Origin of the sequence: Agrococcus phoenicis (assembly GCF_047302415.1) — a bacterium.
Taxonomy (GTDB): Bacteria; Actinomycetota; Actinomycetes; order Actinomycetales; family Microbacteriaceae; genus Agrococcus.
This window is the reverse complement of record NZ_CP154854.1, coordinates 86,313-101,421: the sequence shown is the minus strand read 5'-3', so window position 1 is coordinate 101,421 and position 15,109 is coordinate 86,313. Positions and strand designations below refer to the sequence as shown.

General features: G+C 71.8%; 14 protein-coding genes, 1 tRNA gene and 1 pseudogene. 5 read left to right on the top strand and 11 right to left on the bottom strand.

The genetic code is table 11. The features are described 5' to 3' along the window. Positions 1–262: 262 nt before the first annotated feature. Positions 263–1,066: an inositol monophosphatase family protein gene (locus tag AA0Z99_RS00580; RefSeq protein WP_413318473.1), complete on the bottom strand. Its 804-nt coding sequence runs from the start codon at positions 1,064–1,066 to the stop codon at positions 263–265. Between the two features lie 99 nt (positions 1,067–1,165). Between AA0Z99_RS00580 and AA0Z99_RS00575 the strand changes: the two genes are divergently transcribed. After that, positions 1,166–1,248: transfer RNA gene (locus AA0Z99_RS00575), tRNA-Tyr, on the top strand. 119 nt (positions 1,249–1,367) lie between these two features. On the opposite strand, the gene AA0Z99_RS00570 is transcribed toward AA0Z99_RS00575, so the two are convergent. Beyond that, on the bottom strand, positions 1,368–1,712 hold the full coding sequence (locus AA0Z99_RS00570; protein ID WP_413318471.1) for a hypothetical protein: 345 nt from the start codon (positions 1,710–1,712) through the stop codon (positions 1,368–1,370). A 148-nt stretch (positions 1,713–1,860) separates the two neighbouring features. Between AA0Z99_RS00570 and AA0Z99_RS00565 the strand changes: the two genes are divergently transcribed. Together AA0Z99_RS00565 and AA0Z99_RS00560 are read left to right on the top strand one after the other, a co-directional pair. After that, positions 1,861–2,349, top strand: a complete 489-nt coding sequence (locus AA0Z99_RS00565; RefSeq protein ID WP_413318469.1) for a YajQ family cyclic di-GMP-binding protein — start codon at positions 1,861–1,863, stop codon at positions 2,347–2,349. A gap of 16 nt (positions 2,350–2,365) precedes the next feature. Next, positions 2,366–3,811 (top strand): phospholipase D-like domain-containing protein, encoded by a 1,446-nt coding sequence (locus AA0Z99_RS00560; protein ID WP_413318467.1) that lies wholly within the window; start codon positions 2,366–2,368, stop codon positions 3,809–3,811. 6 nt (positions 3,812–3,817) lie between these two features. Here AA0Z99_RS00560 and AA0Z99_RS00555 read toward each other — a convergent pair whose 3' ends face one another. From AA0Z99_RS00555 to AA0Z99_RS00540, 4 genes are all read right to left on the bottom strand, one after another. Further along, positions 3,818–4,663: a sulfite exporter TauE/SafE family protein gene (locus AA0Z99_RS00555; RefSeq protein ID WP_413318465.1), complete on the bottom strand. Its 846-nt coding sequence runs from the start codon at positions 4,661–4,663 to the stop codon at positions 3,818–3,820. 55 nt (positions 4,664–4,718) lie between these two features. Next, positions 4,719–6,071 (bottom strand): FAD-dependent oxidoreductase, encoded by a 1,353-nt coding sequence (locus AA0Z99_RS00550; RefSeq protein WP_413318463.1) that lies wholly within the window; start codon positions 6,069–6,071, stop codon positions 4,719–4,721. Between the two features lie 67 nt (positions 6,072–6,138). Continuing rightward, positions 6,139–7,149, bottom strand: a complete 1,011-nt coding sequence (locus AA0Z99_RS00545) for a polyprenyl synthetase family protein (protein WP_413318461.1) — start codon at positions 7,147–7,149, stop codon at positions 6,139–6,141. Then, positions 7,149–7,901 carry a class I SAM-dependent methyltransferase gene (locus tag AA0Z99_RS00540; protein WP_413318459.1) on the bottom strand — a complete coding sequence of 251 codons (753 nt, stop codon included), beginning with the start codon at positions 7,899–7,901 and terminating at the stop codon, positions 7,149–7,151. Before AA0Z99_RS00540 ends, AA0Z99_RS00545 begins: the two co-directional genes overlap by 1 nt. Before the next feature lie 88 nt (positions 7,902–7,989). On the opposite strand from AA0Z99_RS00540, the gene AA0Z99_RS00535 reads away from it, so the two are divergent. Next, positions 7,990–9,198, top strand: coding sequence for an isochorismate synthase (locus AA0Z99_RS00535; protein WP_413318457.1), 1,209 nt, complete (start codon positions 7,990–7,992; stop codon positions 9,196–9,198). A gap of 231 nt (positions 9,199–9,429) precedes the next feature. Here the strand turns inward: AA0Z99_RS00535 and AA0Z99_RS00530 are convergent. The 5 genes and pseudogenes from AA0Z99_RS00530 to AA0Z99_RS00510 all read right to left on the bottom strand — a co-directional run. Beyond that, a pseudogene (locus tag AA0Z99_RS00530) lies at positions 9,430–10,260 on the bottom strand (PPK2 family polyphosphate kinase); the annotation flags it as partial. 9 nt (positions 10,261–10,269) lie between these two features. After that, positions 10,270–11,538, bottom strand: coding sequence for an AI-2E family transporter (locus AA0Z99_RS00525; RefSeq protein WP_413318455.1), 1,269 nt, complete (start codon positions 11,536–11,538; stop codon positions 10,270–10,272). Beyond that, the gene (locus AA0Z99_RS00520; RefSeq protein ID WP_413318453.1) at positions 11,538–12,401 is read right to left on the bottom strand and encodes an SDR family oxidoreductase; all 864 of its coding nucleotides are present in this window, start codon (positions 12,399–12,401) and stop codon (positions 11,538–11,540) included. The genes AA0Z99_RS00525 and AA0Z99_RS00520 overlap by 1 nt, the downstream gene beginning before the upstream one ends. Beyond that, the gene (gene menD, locus AA0Z99_RS00515) at positions 12,388–14,121 is read right to left on the bottom strand and encodes a 2-succinyl-5-enolpyruvyl-6-hydroxy-3-cyclohexene-1-carboxylic-acid synthase (RefSeq protein WP_413318451.1); all 1,734 of its coding nucleotides are present in this window, start codon (positions 14,119–14,121) and stop codon (positions 12,388–12,390) included. The genes AA0Z99_RS00520 and menD overlap by 14 nt, the downstream gene beginning before the upstream one ends. Beyond that, entirely contained in the window at positions 14,114–14,656 is a 543-nt protein-coding gene (locus AA0Z99_RS00510; protein ID WP_413318449.1) for a PLDc N-terminal domain-containing protein, read from the bottom strand. Before AA0Z99_RS00510 ends, menD begins: the two co-directional genes overlap by 8 nt. Before the next feature lie 49 nt (positions 14,657–14,705). Here AA0Z99_RS00510 and AA0Z99_RS00505 point away from each other — a divergent pair, with 49 nt between their 5' ends. Further along, positions 14,706–15,050: a DUF4229 domain-containing protein gene (locus tag AA0Z99_RS00505; protein WP_413318447.1), complete on the top strand. Its 345-nt coding sequence runs from the start codon at positions 14,706–14,708 to the stop codon at positions 15,048–15,050. Positions 15,051–15,109 lie beyond the last annotated feature (59 nt).

Genomic DNA, 15,109 nt, shown 5'->3' with positions numbered 1-15,109 from the left:
GCAGACGAGCGAAGTGCTCGTCGGGTGGGGTGCGTCACGCTTGGGCCGTCCTGGGGTGTCTGGGTCTGGGGTTGCTCTGCACGCGGGTGAACGAGCGACGTGTCTTGCGTTCCCGCAAGTCTCGCGCGCAAGCCTCGCCTGCAATCGAACCGGCATCGATCGTCGCACGAACCGGCGATCGGCTGCAACGACGTGCCGCAGCAGCGCGCACGGCGTCGTTCACCGGTCAAAGATAACGGATTGGTAACAGCCTCGCAAGGCGTCAGACATCGTGCGGGCGGAGGGGCTCGAGCAGCGCCATCAACGCCGCAGCGACCTCGGGCTGTGCGGCGAGGAGGAAGTCGGAGCTCGCGGGCGCGCCATCCCAACCGAGCACGGCGCCACCCGCCTCCTCGACCAGCAGCGCACCGGCTGCCATGTCCCACGGCTGCAGCCCGCGCTCGAAGTAGGCGTTGAGGCCGCCGCTGGCGACAGCGGCGAGGTCGAGGGCGGCAGACCCGATCCGTCGGATGTCGCGGACCGATCCGATCAGGCCCTGCACCACCGCCGCCTGCCGCGTCCGGCGCTCAGCGCTGTACCCGAAGCCCGTGCCGACGAGCGCGACCTCCGCGGGCACCGCATCCGCCACCCTGATCGCGCGGCCGTCCTTCCTGGCGCCGCCGCCGCGCTGCGCCTCGAAGAGGTCACCGGTGGCGGCGTTCACGACGACTCCTGCGATGGATCGCCACGTGCGCGGATCGGGGTCGCCCTCGACGAGCGCGATCGAGACCGCGTACGCGGGGATCCCGTAGAAGTAGTTGACGGTGCCGTCGATCGGGTCGATGACCCAGGTGAGGCCGGAGGTGCCGGCGACGCTCGTGCCCTCCTCGCCCAGGATGCCGTCCGCGGGCCGCGCGGCGCGGATGCGGTCGACCACGAGGCGCTCGACCTCGCGGTCGGCCTCGGTCACGATGTCCTCGAGGCTCGACTTGCTGGCGGCGACCGTGACGCCGACATCGCGGCGCTGCTTGGCGAGGGTGGCGGCGTCGACGGCCATGCCGACGAGCAGGTCGTGGAGCTCGCTCATGCCTCGAACCTACCCGCGGCGAGCGCGCGCGACCGACCGCTCGAGTGGTCGAGCACTCCGCGCGCCATGTATGCTGGTCGGCGGCCTTGCACGGCCATTGGCGAGTTACCCAAGTGGCCAAAGGGATCTGACTGTAAATCAGCTGGTGTATGCCTTCGGGGGTTCGAATCCCTCACTCGCCACGTGCCGAAGCCCCGTCCATGCGACGGGGCTTCGTCGTTGCGGGGCCGCGCTCTGGCGCCGCCCGTGCAGCAGGCCTCAGGCGGCCCGCTCACGCGCGACAGGGCTCGACCAGAGAGCGCTAGTACCGGCCGCGCCCCGCCTCGCGCACCGCCTCGCGCGAGGCGAACGGATGCCAGCCGATCCGGGCGGTCGCGACCGACGTCCCGGGCGACACTGCACGGGGATAGGCGACGCCGGTGACGACGAAGCCGAGCACGATGAGCACGATGGGCACGATCGACGCGAAGAGGTCGCCCGGGGCAGAGGAGCCCCCGAAGAAGTATGCGGCGGCGAACTCCGCTCCCGTCTCGCGCACGATGCTCATCGCCACGCCGATGCGGTCGGCGACCATCGTGATCCCGACGATCACCAGGACCCCACCGAGCGCCAGCACCAGCACCGCGATCAATCGACGAACCCGCATCCGAACCCCTTCGCTCTCGCCGGCCACGCTAACGCGACCCTTGGCTCGCTGCCAGGGGAGGAATGGCAGCGGGCCTCGCCGAACACGCGCGCGCGGCTCCGCCAGCCGTCCAAGGGCCTGCGATCCGCGGTGAACTATGGTTGACAGCATGGCGGATTCAAGTTTCGACGTGGTCAGCAAGGTCGACAAGATGGAGGCGGAGAACGCCGTCAACCAGGCGCGCAAGGAGGTCGAGCAGAGATACGACTTCAAGGGCGTCGGCGCCGACGTCGCCTGGAGCGGCGACACGCTGCTGCTCAAGGCGTCCTCGGAGGAGCGCGTGAAGGCGGTGCTCGACGTCGTGCAGTCGAAGTTCATCAAGCGCGGCATCGAGCTGAAGATGCTCGACCAGGGCGACCCCTACCCCTCGGGCAAGGAGTTCCGCATCGAGATCGCCCTGAAGGACGGCATCTCGACGGAGAACGCGAAGAAGGTGACCAAGCTCATCCGCGAAGAGGGGCCGAAGTCGGTCAAGACGCAGATCCAGGGCGACGAGGTGCGCGTCACCTCGAAGAGCCGCGACGATCTGCAGTCGACGATCGCGCTGCTCAAGGGCGGCGACTTCGACATCGACCTGCAGTTCATCAACTTCCGCTGAAGCACATCCAGTGGAGGTGACGCTCACCCAGGCGCTCACCTGGCTCTTCTTCGCGGTCGACATCGCGCTGCGCCTGCTGGCGCTCGTCGTGGTCCCCTACAACCGCCGGCCCGCCTCCGCGATCGCGTGGCTGCTGATCATCATGATCCAGCCGATCGCTGGCTGGATCGTCTTCGGCGTGCTCGGCAACACGCGGCTGCCGCGTGGCCGGCGCAAGAAGATGGCCGCGATCCAGGAGCTGATCCGCGAGAGCACGCTGAGCGTCGAGGACTCCCCCGCGCTCCCTGGCAGGCCCGACTGGCTGCCCGGCGTGCTCGAGCTGAACCGCGGCCTCTCCTCCATGCCGCACGTCGGCCCCACGAAGGCCCTCGTCATCGACGACTTCGACGAGCAGCTGGCGGCCATGGCCCGCAGGATCGACGAGGCGGAGCGATTCGTGCACGTGGAGTTCTACCTCATCGTCGCCTCCGAGCGCACCGAGGTCTTCTTCGCCGCGCTCGAGCGCGCAGCCGCCCGCGGCGTCACCGTGCGCGTGCTCGTCGACCACCTCACGAGCATCCGCTACCCGCGCCGCCGAGAGACCGTCGCGCGTCTGCGCGCCATGGGCGCCGAGCTGCGCGACATGGTGCCGCTGCGCCCCTGGCGAGGCCAATGGCAGCGCCCCGATCTGCGCAACCACCGCAAGCTCATCGTCATCGACGGCGACGTCGGCTTCACCGGCTCGCTGAACCTCGTCGACCCCTCCTACTTGTGGCGCAAGAACATCCGCCGCGGCCTCCAGTGGCGCGACTCCTGGGTCGAGCTCGAAGGACCCTCGGTGGTCGCCCTCGACGTGCTCTTCTGGTCGGACTGGTGGGCCGAGACCAACGAGCTGGTGGAGCTCGCCAGCCGAGCCCGCGAAACCGACGGCGACCTCAACGCATCCGTCGTGCCCTCGGGCCCTGGCTTCGAGGGCGAGATCAACCTGCGCATCTTCCTCGAGCTGGTGCACGCCGCCGAGCGCCGCATCACGATCGTCAGCCCCTACTTCGTGCCCGACGAAGCCATGCGCTACGCCATCACCTCGGCTGCGATGCGCGGCATCGAGGTCGAGCTGTTCGCGAGCGAGGTCGGCGACCAGTTCTGGACCTACCACGCGCAGCGCAGCTACTACGAGGAGCTGCTGCGCGCGGGGGTGAAGATCACGCTCTTCGCCAAGCCCACGGTGCTGCACTCGAAGTTCATGACCTTCGACGACCGTGTCTCCATCATCGGCTCGTCGAACATCGACATGCGCTCGTTCGGCCTGAACTTCGAGCTGTCGATGCTCATCGAGGGCACCTCGATGGTCGACCAGCTGCAGGCGACGGTGCGCGGCTACCGGCAGCAGTCGACGGAGCTCACGCTCGAGGCGTGGATGGCCAGGCCGCGCATCGCGCAGGCCTTCGACAGCATCGCGCGACTGACCTCGGCGCTGCAGTAGCCGAGGTCAGGTGAGCAGCATCGCGACGGCGACGGCCAGCGCGAAGGCGATCACGACGACGCGGAGCAGCCAGGTCGGCACGCGGCGCGACAGCCATCCGCCGAGCAGGCCGCCCAGCAGCGAGGCGCCCAGCATGGTCGCGACGACGCCCCAGTGGATGAGCGGCGAGAACGCCAGGATGACGGCGCCCGTGCCGTTGATGACGGCGGCCATGATGTTCTTCAGCGCGTTGTGGTGCTGCAGGGTGTCGTGGATCACCAGGCCGAGCAGCGCGAGCATCATCACGCCGATGCCGGCGCCGAAGTAGCAGCCGTAGGCACCGATGAGCACGAAGGCGAGCTTCGCCGGCCATCCGCCGGTGTCGTCCCGTGTCGCGGGCGCCTGCGGCGCGCGCTCCTCGGCGGGCGCAGCGTGCGCATCGGCCGACGGAGCCGCGGGTGCTGCGCGCGGCGGCAGGCCCCCGTCGGCAGCGCGGCCCAGCCGCTTCGTGAGCGCCGGCTGGATCGCGAAGAGCGCGGCCGCCAGCAGCACGAGCCACGGCACGATCTCGGTGAACGCGTCGGAGGGCGTGACGAGCAGCAGCACCGCGCCGATCACACCGCCGACCGCGGCGAAGGGCGCGTTCACGAGGAACCTCCGGCGCTGCCGGCGCAGCTCTGCCCGGTAGCTCCAGGCGCCGCCCAGCGTGCCGAACAGCAGCCCGATCGACGACGTCATGTTGGCCGCGAGCGGGCTCATGCCGGCGGCCAGCATCGCCGGGAAGGTGATGAGGGTGCCACCGCCCGCGGCGGCGTTGATCGCGCCGGCGCCGACCGCGGCGACCGCGATCAGGAGGTAGCCGGTCAGATCCATGCGGGGTCTCGTGACGCGGGCGCCTGCGGCGCGCGCTCCTCGACCGGCGAGGGGATCACTGCTGGCGCGAGACCGCGATCATCTCGTCGCGCGGCACCACCTTGATGCGCGCACGCCCATGCGGCTCGCCCAGGCCCATCTCGTGCTCGTCGAGGCGGATCCAGCCCGCGATGTCCGTCCAGGCCACGCCGCGCTCCTCGAGCAGCCGCGGCACGGCCTGCTCGTCGTAGGCCTCGGGCGTCCACCACGAGTGCTCGTCGCCGAGCAGCTGCTCGATGGTCTCCTTGGCATCCGACTTCGTGTGCCCGATGAGGCCGACCGGCCCGCGCTTGATCCAACCGGTCGCGTACATGCCGGGCATCGGGCGCGTGCCGTCCTGCACGCGGCCGGCGATGTTCGGGATCACGCCGCGCAGCTCGTCGAAGGGCACACCCGGCAGCGGCGACGAGAAGTAGCCGACCGCGCGGTACACGGCCTGCACGGGGATCTCGCGCAGCTCGCCGGTCGTCTCGAGCCCCTGCTCGCCCGGCTTCGTGCGCTCCACGCGCAGGGCTGCGACCCTGCCGTCCTCACCCAGCACCCCATCCGGCTTCGACCAGAAGTGCAGGTGCAGGCGACGCGACGCCGCGCCGGTCTCGCGCTGGCGCCACTGGTCGAGCACGCGCGAGATCACGAGGATCTGCTTGTTCTGCTTCAGCGTCTCCTCGTCGGGGTCGACGCCGAAGTCGTCGTCGTGGAGGATCATGTCGACGTCGCGCAGCTCGCCCAGCTCGCGCAGCTCGAGCGGCGTGAACTTCACGTGCAGCGGCCCGCGGCGGCCGAAGACGTGCACATCGGTGACGGGGGATGCCTCGAGTCCGTCGACCACGTTGGCCGGCACCTCGGTGGGCAGGAGATCCTCGGGGTGCTTCACCAGCATGCGAGCGACGTCGAGCGCGACGTTGCCGTTGCCGATCACGGCGATCTCGCGCGCCTCGAGCGGCCACTCGCGCGGCACGTCGGGATGCCCGTCGTACCAGGAGACGAAGTCGGCGGCGCCGTAGGAGCCCTCGAGGTCGATGCCCGGGATGTCCAGCGGGGCGTCCTTCGTGGCACCGGTCGCGAAGATCACGCCGTGGTAGAGCCGCTCGAGATCCTCGACCGTGATGTCCTCGCCGAAGCGCACGTTGCCGAACAGGCGCACGACGCCCGCCTCGAGCACCTCGCGGAGCGCCGCGATGATGCCCTTGATGCGCGGATGATCGGGCGCGACGCCGTAGCGCACGAGGCCGTAGGGGGCGGGGAGCTGCTCGAACAGGTCGATGAAGACGTCGCGGCCGGTCTCCGCGGCCGACTTCTTGAGGATGTCGGCGGCGTAGATGCCGGCCGGGCCGGCACCGACCACGGCGATGCGGAGCGGTTCGCTCACGGTTCTCCTTCAGCGGGGGCGGCAGCGCCGCGGGTTTTCAGCGAGTCTTGGGGCAGCGAGTGCGAGGTCAGCGGGTGCGGGCGACGACGTGCTCGGCGAAGGCCTCGAGGCCGCGGCGCACCGTGCCAGAGGGCAGCGGCTGCAGCGCCTCGAGCGCGCGGCGCTGGAAGCGCTCCGCCTCGGCGATCGACTCCCGGACGACGTCGTGCGCGGCGAGCTCCGCGATCGCCGCTGCCAGGTCGGCGTCGTCGGCCGGCGAGGCGAGGCGGGCGCGCAGGGCGGCCGATGCCTCGTCGTCGCGCTTCGCCAGCAGCAGCACCGGCAGCGTCTGCACGCCGGCGCGCACGTCGTTGCCCTGATCCTTGCCCGTCGCGGGGTCGGCCGAGAGGTCGATGATGTCGTCGACGAGCTGGAAGGCGACGCCGATGCGCTCGCCGAACTCGCGTAGCGGCGCGCGATAGGCGTCATCGGCGCCGCTCACGACGATGCCGAGCTCGGCCGCGGCGGCGATGAGCGAGCCGGTCTTGTCGCTCAGCACCTGCAGGTAGTGGGCGACGGGGTCGGCCTCGCCCGGGCCGAGCGTCTCGTGCAGCTGCCCGAGGCACAGCCGCTCGAAGGTGCGCGCCTGCAGCTGGGCGACCTCGCGGCCGAGCGGCGCCGACACGGCACCCGCGCGGGCGAACAGCAGGTCCCCGGCCAGGATCGCGACGGAGTTGCTCCACACCACGTGGGCGGCCGGCACCCCGCGCCGGGTGTCCGCCTCGTCCATGACGTCGTCGTGGTAGAGGCTCGCCAGGTGCGTGATCTCCACCACCTGGGCGGCGGCGAGCACGTCGTCGTCGATGCCCCGGCCCAGGTGCGCGGCCAGCAGGAGCAGCAGCGGCCTGGCGCGCTTGCCGCCGGCCTCGTTCAGGTATCGCGTCACCGCATCCGCCACCGGGTCGGCGATCTGCAGGTGCGCTGCCAGCAGCGTCTCGAGCTGCTCGAGCCCCGACTCGACGGCGTCGACGATGCGCTTGTCGGCGGGCATCGCGAAGCGCGCCCCGCGCAGCCCGAAGGCCGAGGTGACGGCAGCCATCAGGCGTCCTGCTCCTCCGGGTGGGCGTGGCGGGCGAGGCGCATGGCGCTCGTGACCTCGGTGGGCTTGCGACCGCGGTGCAGCGCGACGACGCCCATCGTGAGGTTGCGGTGCGCGACGCGGGTGAAGCCCGCGGTGCGGATCCACTGCGACAGCGTCTGCTGGTCGGGCCACGCTCGGATCGACTCCACCAGGTAGCGGTAGGACTCGGGGTTGCTGCTCGCGACCTTCGCCAGACCCGGCATCACGGTGCGCATGTAGGTCTCGTAGCCCTTGCGCACCACGGTCACGGGCGGCTGCGAGAACTCGCAGATGACGATGCGGCCACCGGGCTTCAGCACGCGCAGGAACTCGCTGAGCGCCGCGCGCGGGTGCTGCACGTTGCGCAGACCGAACGAGATGGTGACGGCATCGAAGGAGTCGGCGTCGAAGGGGAGCTCCTCGGCGGAGCCGTGCACGAACTCGATGTCGGGGTGCCGACGGCGGCCCTCGTCGATCATGCCCTGGCTCAGGTCGAGCGCGGTGACGAGCGCACCTGCCTTCGCCATCGGAGCGGCAGAGGCTCCGGTGCCGGCTGCGACGTCGAGGATCCGCTCCCCCGCCTGGGGCCGCACGGCGCGCTGCATGTGGATGCGCCAGAGCTTGTCGTTGCCGCCCGACAGCAGCGAGTTCAGCAGGTCGTAGCGCTTGGCCGTCGCGTCGAACATGCCCGCAACCTCGTCCGGGTCCTTCTGCATGTCTGCTCGGCTCACCCCTCCATCCTAGGCTCCCGCGCGTGCGCGCTCCCCGGGGGGGTCGCGGTCGCCGCCGACGCGGTGCGCCTCGGCGTAGGGTTGTGGCATGCCAGGCCTGCGGGTGCGCTCCGAGCGCGCGGAGCTCGGGCGCCTGCTGGAGCACGCCGATCCGCGGTTCCCGCTCGCCGTCCGGCGCGGCGCCGACGGCATCGTCGGGCGCGGCGAGGCGCTGCGGCTCGAGTTCCACGGCCCCTCGCGGTTCACCGACGCGGCGGATGCGTGGCGAGCGGTCGCGCGCCAGGCCTCGGTGGACGACGCGGTCGGGGTGCCAGGCACAGGCCTGATCGCCTTCGGCGCCTTCGCGTTCGACGATGCGTCGAGCGCGACGAGCGTGCTGATCGTGCCGCAGGTCGTGGTCGGACGGCGCGGCGACGACGAGTGGATCACCTGGATCGGCGATGAGGGTCGGCTGCACCCGACCGCGGTGGACGAGGTGCGCGTCGACCTCTCCGACGGCGCGATCGACGGCGAGCGCTACCGAGCCGTCGTCGCCGAGGCGACCGAGCGCATCCGCGCCGGCGCAGCCGAGAAGGTGGTCGTCGCGCGCGACCGCGTCGGCCAGCTGCCGGAGGGCGGCGACGTGCGATCGGTGGCTGTCGGCCTCGTGCAGCGCTACCCCGACGCCGTGACCTACGCGGTCGACGGACTGATAGGCGCCAGCCCCGAGACCCTCATCGCCGCCCACCGCGGCCACTTCTTCTCGCGTGTGCTCGCCGGCACCGCCGCCCGCGGCGCGACACCGGCCCTCGACGCCGAGATCGCCGAGTCGCTCGCATCCGGCGACAAGGATCTGCGCGAGCACCGCTTCGCCTCCGACTCGGCCATGGCGGTGCTGCGGGAGCTCGCGCCCGACGCCCGCGCGTCGGAGCCGTTCCCGCTGCGCCTGCCGAACCTCTGGCACCTGGCGACCGACATCACCGGCACGCTCGGCGACCGCTCGACCCTCGACGTGCTCGCGCTGCTGCACCCGACCGCCGCGGTCGCCGGCACGCCGCGCGCCGCGTCGCTCGCGATCATCCGCGAGCTGGAGGGCGTGGACCGCGGCCGCTACGCGGGCCCTGTCGGCTGGATCGACGAGCAGGGAGGCGGCGAGTGGGTGATCGCGCTGCGGGGAGCCGACATCGCGGCGGACGGCTCGATCCGCGCCTTCGCCGGAGCGGGCATCGTCGCGGGCAGCGACCCCGATGCCGAGCTCGCCGAGACCGCCGTGAAGCTGCGACCGATCACCGACGCGCTCGCCGACCCGCTGCCCTGAACCCGAAGGCTGCGGGCGCCGCGATCAGCCCTGGCGGTCCGCCTCCTTCGACGTCTTCGACGTCTTGGACTTCTTCGACTTCTTGGACTTCTTCGACGTCTTCGACTTCTTGGACTTCTTGGACTTCTTGGACTTCTTCGGATTCTTCGACGTCGTCGACTCGGCCTCCGTCGGGGCGACGGCGTCGTCGGGCTCGGGCTCCTCTTCGGCCTCCGGCACCGCGACGTCGCCCGTCGCCAGCAGACGCTCCCGCTCGGCCTCCACGTCGAACTCCGCGACCGGCCACTGCGGATCGATGGTCTCGAGCGCGTCGAGCAGCAGCTCGCGCACGGCGAGCCGCGCGTACCACTTCCGGTCGGCGGGCACGACGTGCCAGGGCGCGCCGGCGCGGGCCGTGCGGTTGATGGCGACCTGGTAGGCCTCCATGTAGTCGTCCCAGCGCTCGCGCTCGTCGACGTCGCCGGGGTTGTACTTCCAGTGCTTGTCGGGGCGGTCGATGCGCTCGAGCAGTCGCGACCCCTGCTCGGCGCGAGAGATGTGGAGCATCACCTTCACGAGCCGGATGCCGCGCTCGGCGATCTCGCGCTCGAACTCGACGATGCGGCCGTAGCGCTCCTGGATCTCGTCAGCGGGCGAGAGCTGCCGCACGCGGTGGATCAGCACGTCCTCGTAGTGCGAGCGGTCGAAGACCCCGATCATGCCGGGCTTCGGCAGCGCCTGCTCGATCCGCCACAGGAAGTCGCGCTTGCGCTCGGCGGCCGTCGGCGCCTTGAACGCGGTGATCTCGACGCCCTGCGGGTCGACCTGGCCGACGACGTGGCGCATGATGCCGCCCTTGCCTGAGGTGTCCATGCCCTGCACCATCAGCAGCACCGCGTCCCGCGCCCCCGCGCGGCTCGCGGCGAAGAGCCGCTCCTGCAGCTCGGCGAGGCGCTCGACCCCCTCAGCGAGAGCGAGGTGGCCGGCGAGCTTGTCGCCGTCGAAGCCGGGGGTGGATGCCGGATCCAGCTCGGCGAGCCGGATGGATCGGGTGATGCGGAGAGCGTCGGTGATCTCGGTCATGCGCCGACACTACTGCTGCGGGGCTCCGCGCTCGCCTCGGCGTCGTCCGGCGCCGCTGCCGCGCACGCCCCGGCCGCGCTTGGCCGAGCGCCGCGTCTGCGGCTTCGGCGGCACCTCGCGCTCGCCCACCTGGACACCCGGGCCGATCGCCCTGCCGATGCGTCCGTCGCGGGCGGGCTCGAGCTTGTTCGAGATGAACCTGCTCACCCAGTGCAGCTTGGGGTCGGGGTCGATGAGCAGCGTCTTCACCGCGAGGGTCGCCGGCAGGGCCAGCAGCGCGCCGACCGGCCCGAGCGCGAACGCCCACACCAGCAGCGAGAGGAACGAGGTCGCGGGGGTGACGCCGACCGCATCGCCCGCCACCTTCGGCTGGATCAGCGACTGCATCACGAAGTTGATGACGCTGAAGAGGATCGCGGTGAGCAGCGCGTTGAGCGGCCCGTTCGCGAGCAGCGCCATCAGCGTCGGCGGGATCACGCCGAGCACGAAGCCCACGTTCGGGATGTAGTTGGTGACGAACGCGAAGACCGCCCAGACGAGCGCGAGCGGCACCCCGAGCGCCGTGAGCGCCACGAAGTCGAGCACCGAGACGATGAGGCCGAAGATCGTCGCGACCACCCAGTAGCGCTGGACACCGGCTGCGAAGTGGTCGATGCCGCGCACGATCGCGGGGTTGGATGCCGCGATGCGCTTCATGCGCTCCGGCAGCCCCATGGAATCCCAGCACAGGAAGAAGATGACGACGAACAGCGTCGCGAGGAACGCCAGGGCGACGCCGGCGTCGGAGGCCACCATGCCGATGGCGCTCGCGATCGCGCTCGGGCTGAAGGCGTTCTGCAGCTGCTCGAGCGCCTCGTCCTGCGAGATGCCGAGCGACTCGAGCCAGACGAGCGTGTCGCGGTACATGCGGTTGAACTCGGCCGAGTAGCCGGGCAGCTCGACCACCAGCGATTGCACCGACCAGTAGATCGACCACAGCAGCGCGATGAGGAAGGCGTAGATCGTCAGGAGCGACGCGAGCGCCGCCAGCACCTTCGGCGTGCCGATGCGCAGCAGCCACTGCTGCAGCGGCATCACCGCGATCACGAGGTTGAACCCCAGGAAGACCGGCGCGACGAAGGTGCTGACCTGGCTGAGCAGGATCAGCACCGCGATGACCGCGATGATCGACAGCAGCACGATGAGCGTGCGCGGCAGCATCCAGCGCTGCGCCGCCTCCGGCGTCATCTGCGGCACGGGCGGCGGAGCCGGGGTGCGGCGCTGCCACGGCCAGCGCATCAGGCGCCGCGCCCTCGGTCGGCGGGGGCGGCCGTCCGGCCGCGGAACCCGTCCATGCCCTGGTTGACGCCCAGCGCATCCGCCACCCAGTCGCCGAGCGCCGTCGGCAGCGCCTTGATCGCGGGCACGAGGCGCACGAGCGGAGGCAGCGCCAGCAGCGCGCGGCGGGACTCGATCGCGCCGAGGACCTGGCTGGCGACGCGGGCCTGCGACAGGATCGGCAGGAGGGCCGGCACCCGGGTCGTGACCCCCTCGAACATGCCGGTGTCGATGTAGTACGGCGCGACGGTGAGCGACGTGATCGGCGATCCCTGCGTGCGGAGCTCGGCCCGCAGCGACTCCATGAAGCCGACCGCGGCGAACTTGCTCGCGGCGTAGTCGGTCTGGCCGGCGACGCCGATGAAGCCCGCGGCGCTCGCGATCGTGACGATGCGGCCCCTGCCGGCATCGCGCATGGCCGGCAGCAGCGCGCGGGTGACGAGCATGGGAGCGATCGCGTTGACGCGCATGGTCAGGTCGATCTGCGCTGCGGTCAGCTCGGTGAGCGGCTTGCCAGAGACGACGCCCGCGTTGTTCACGAGCACGTCGACGGGGCCGAGCATCAGGGTCTCGGCGGCAGCGAGCTCGATCGCGTCGGCGTCGGCGAGGTCGACGACCACCACCGTGCCCCGGCCGCCCGCCGCGCGCACCTCGGCCGAGACCCGACGCGCTGCTGCCTCGTCGCGATCCCAGATGACGACGTGCGCGCCCTTCCGGGCGGCGCCCAGCGCCACCAGCCGGCCGATGCCGCTCGCGGCGCCGGTGATGACCATGGTCGTCCCGGCATCGATGCGGGTCGTCGCGACCGCGTCAGCGCTGCGCATCCGGCGCCCCTTCCACCTCGGCCTCCAGTACGGCTTCGATGATGCCCGGTCGTGACTGCGAGAGCGCCCGGCGCAGGCCCGCGCGATCGGTGACGCGCTCGTAGGGCCAGCCGTAGGCGGCGGCGAGGTGCTCCAGGTCGATGTCGTGGGGCGTGCGCTGCACGCGCTCGAAGTCGCCGGGGTGCGCGCTGGCTGCGACCTCGAGCAGCGTGAAGAGACTGCCGCCTCGATCGTTGCCGACCACGATCTGCAGCCGCGGGCGATCCTCTCCCGGAGGCACGTGCAGGCCGCCGGCGTCGTGCAGCAGCGCCAGGTCGCCGATCAGCAGCCGCGTGAGCCCCGGGGCGCCGGATCGAGCATGCGCGATGGCGATGCCGGATGCGGTGCTGACGGTGCCGTCGATGCCGGCGAGCCCGCGGTTCGCCCGCGCGGTCACGGCCTTCGGGCCCGCCACGTCGTCGAGCTCGCGGATCAACCGGGAGGCCGCGACCACCAGGCGGTCGTGCGGCCAGGTGCGATCCCAGACCTGCGCGACGAGCTCGCCGCGGGTGATGGGCGTGCGGCCTTCGGCGAGCTCGGCGCGCGCGTACTGGGCGCGCGGCAGGCTCGAGTCGGGCGCGGCCTCGCGGTCGCTGGCCGCGGTCAGCGCGCGGCCTGCAGCGACCCAGCGCTGCGTCCAGGCGCGACCGGCGGTCTCGGTCTCCTCGCCCAGCTCCTCCACGAGCACGCGGCCGCTCAGCACCGTCGAGCGGCCCGTGCCGCGCACGTTGTCCTGGTGCGCTCGCCCGATCGTGACCACCTCGACATCGGGTCGGCGGATCAGCCCCGTCACGGCCCGCGACAGGGTCGGGTGGCCGAGCACCACGACGCGGCGCACCTCGTCGCCCAGCTGCTCGAGGACCGAGCGCGCGTGCTGCACGAGCGAGGGCCCGAAGCGGGCGCGGGAGGTCGGTTCGGCGATGAGCGGGGATCCGATCGCCTCGGCGAGGTCGACGGCGCTCTCGCCCGCGTCGGCGCCGGCGATCACGACCGTGCCGTCGGCGGGCTGCAGCACGGCGGTCGGCATGGGCGGACGCTCGACGCGCTCGACCGGCGTCCCGATCGCGGGGGCTCCGCCAGAGAGCGGCTCGCGGAACGCGATGTTCAACTGCACCGGGCCCGGCTCGGTGTGCTCGGTGTGCTCGGTGTGCGAGCCCGACTCCGTGCGATCGACCGCTTCACCGTCCCCGGCTTCCCGCCAGCCGAGCGCGCCGCGCACCGCCCTGACCGCGTCGCCCTCGGGGTCGTGCAGCGCATCCGCCCCCACGTCGAGCACGACGCGCGCGCCCTCGCCGAAGATGCCGGGCTGGCGCGTCGTCTGGTTGGCCCGCACCCCCTGCAGCTCTGCGGGGCGGTCGGCGGTGATCGCGATGATCGGCACGTCGCTGTGGTGCGCCTCGAGCATCGCCGGGTGCAGGTTCGCGAGCGCGGTGCCGCTCGTCACCACGATGGCGGCGGGCATGCCCGTCTCGCGCGCGAGCCCGAGCGCCAGGAAGGCGGCGCTGCGCTCGTCGATGCGCACGTGCAGCTCGAGCAGCCCGTCCCGCGAGGCGCGGGCGGCCGCGAGGGCGATCGCCTGCGAGCGCGAGCCGGGGCAGACGATCAGATCGGTCACTCCCGCGGCGCCGAGCGCGGCGACCAAGCGGTCGGCGTACGCCGCCGCCGTCAGGCTCTCACGCACGCGCGGAATCGCCGTCGTCAGGAGCGCGGTGCTCCTGCCCGTCGGTGTCATCCTCAGCAGCCGCGTCGTCGCCATCGGCCTCGACGTCGGCGGCGCCTGCTGCAGCGTCGCGCGCTCCTGCTGCCGTCTCGGCATCGCTCACCGACGTCGGCGTCGCATCGGGCTCGCCCGAGGTCGGGTCGTCGGCGGCCGCGGCGCGCTCTGCCTCTGGCACCCCCGCGAAGTCCTCGTCGTCGAGCGCAGCGAGCTGCGCCTCCAGCTCGGCGATGCGCCGGTCGGCCTCCTCGTCGCTCACGCCGCTCGAGCTCGTGAACGAGGGGTCGTCATCCGGCGCGAAGGGTCGTGCGGAGGAGCGCGGCCCCTTGCCCCACGCGAGCCAGCCGATCGAGCCGAACACCGGCACGACCACGATGAGCACGACCCACAGCACGCGGTTGAGTCGGCGGATGCGGCGATCGTCGGTGACCGTCAGGTCGACGAGCGCGTAGACCGTGACCACTAGGGCCAGGATCCCGCCAATGATGAGCCACCGCATGCACCCCAGGGTAGGGCCCTTGGCTATGGGCCGCTCATAGACTTGACGCATGGCCCCCTCCCTGCGCTACCTCGTCGTGCGCGCCCTGCTGTTCGTCGTGCCCTTCGCCGTGCTGATGATCGCGCGCGTGCCGTGGGTGCTCTCGCTCGTGGTCGCGATCGCCTTCGCCTTCGCCGCCTCGATCGTGTTCTTCGGCCGCTTGCGGGCCGAGGCGGCAGCGGATCTGCAGCGGATGCGCGATGGTCGCAGGCGAGAGGACGCGGCACCCGACGACGGGGACGTCGAGGACGCGATGCTGCACGGCGACGCCCGGCGCCCCGGCGAGCAGGCCGCCGACGATGACGACGCGCGCGACGACGACGGGAGCGCGCCCAGCGCATCCGACCGCCCCTGACCGCGGCGCTCGCCGCCGAGCGCTCCGGCACGGTGCGCTACGGCACGTTTCGCTCCGGC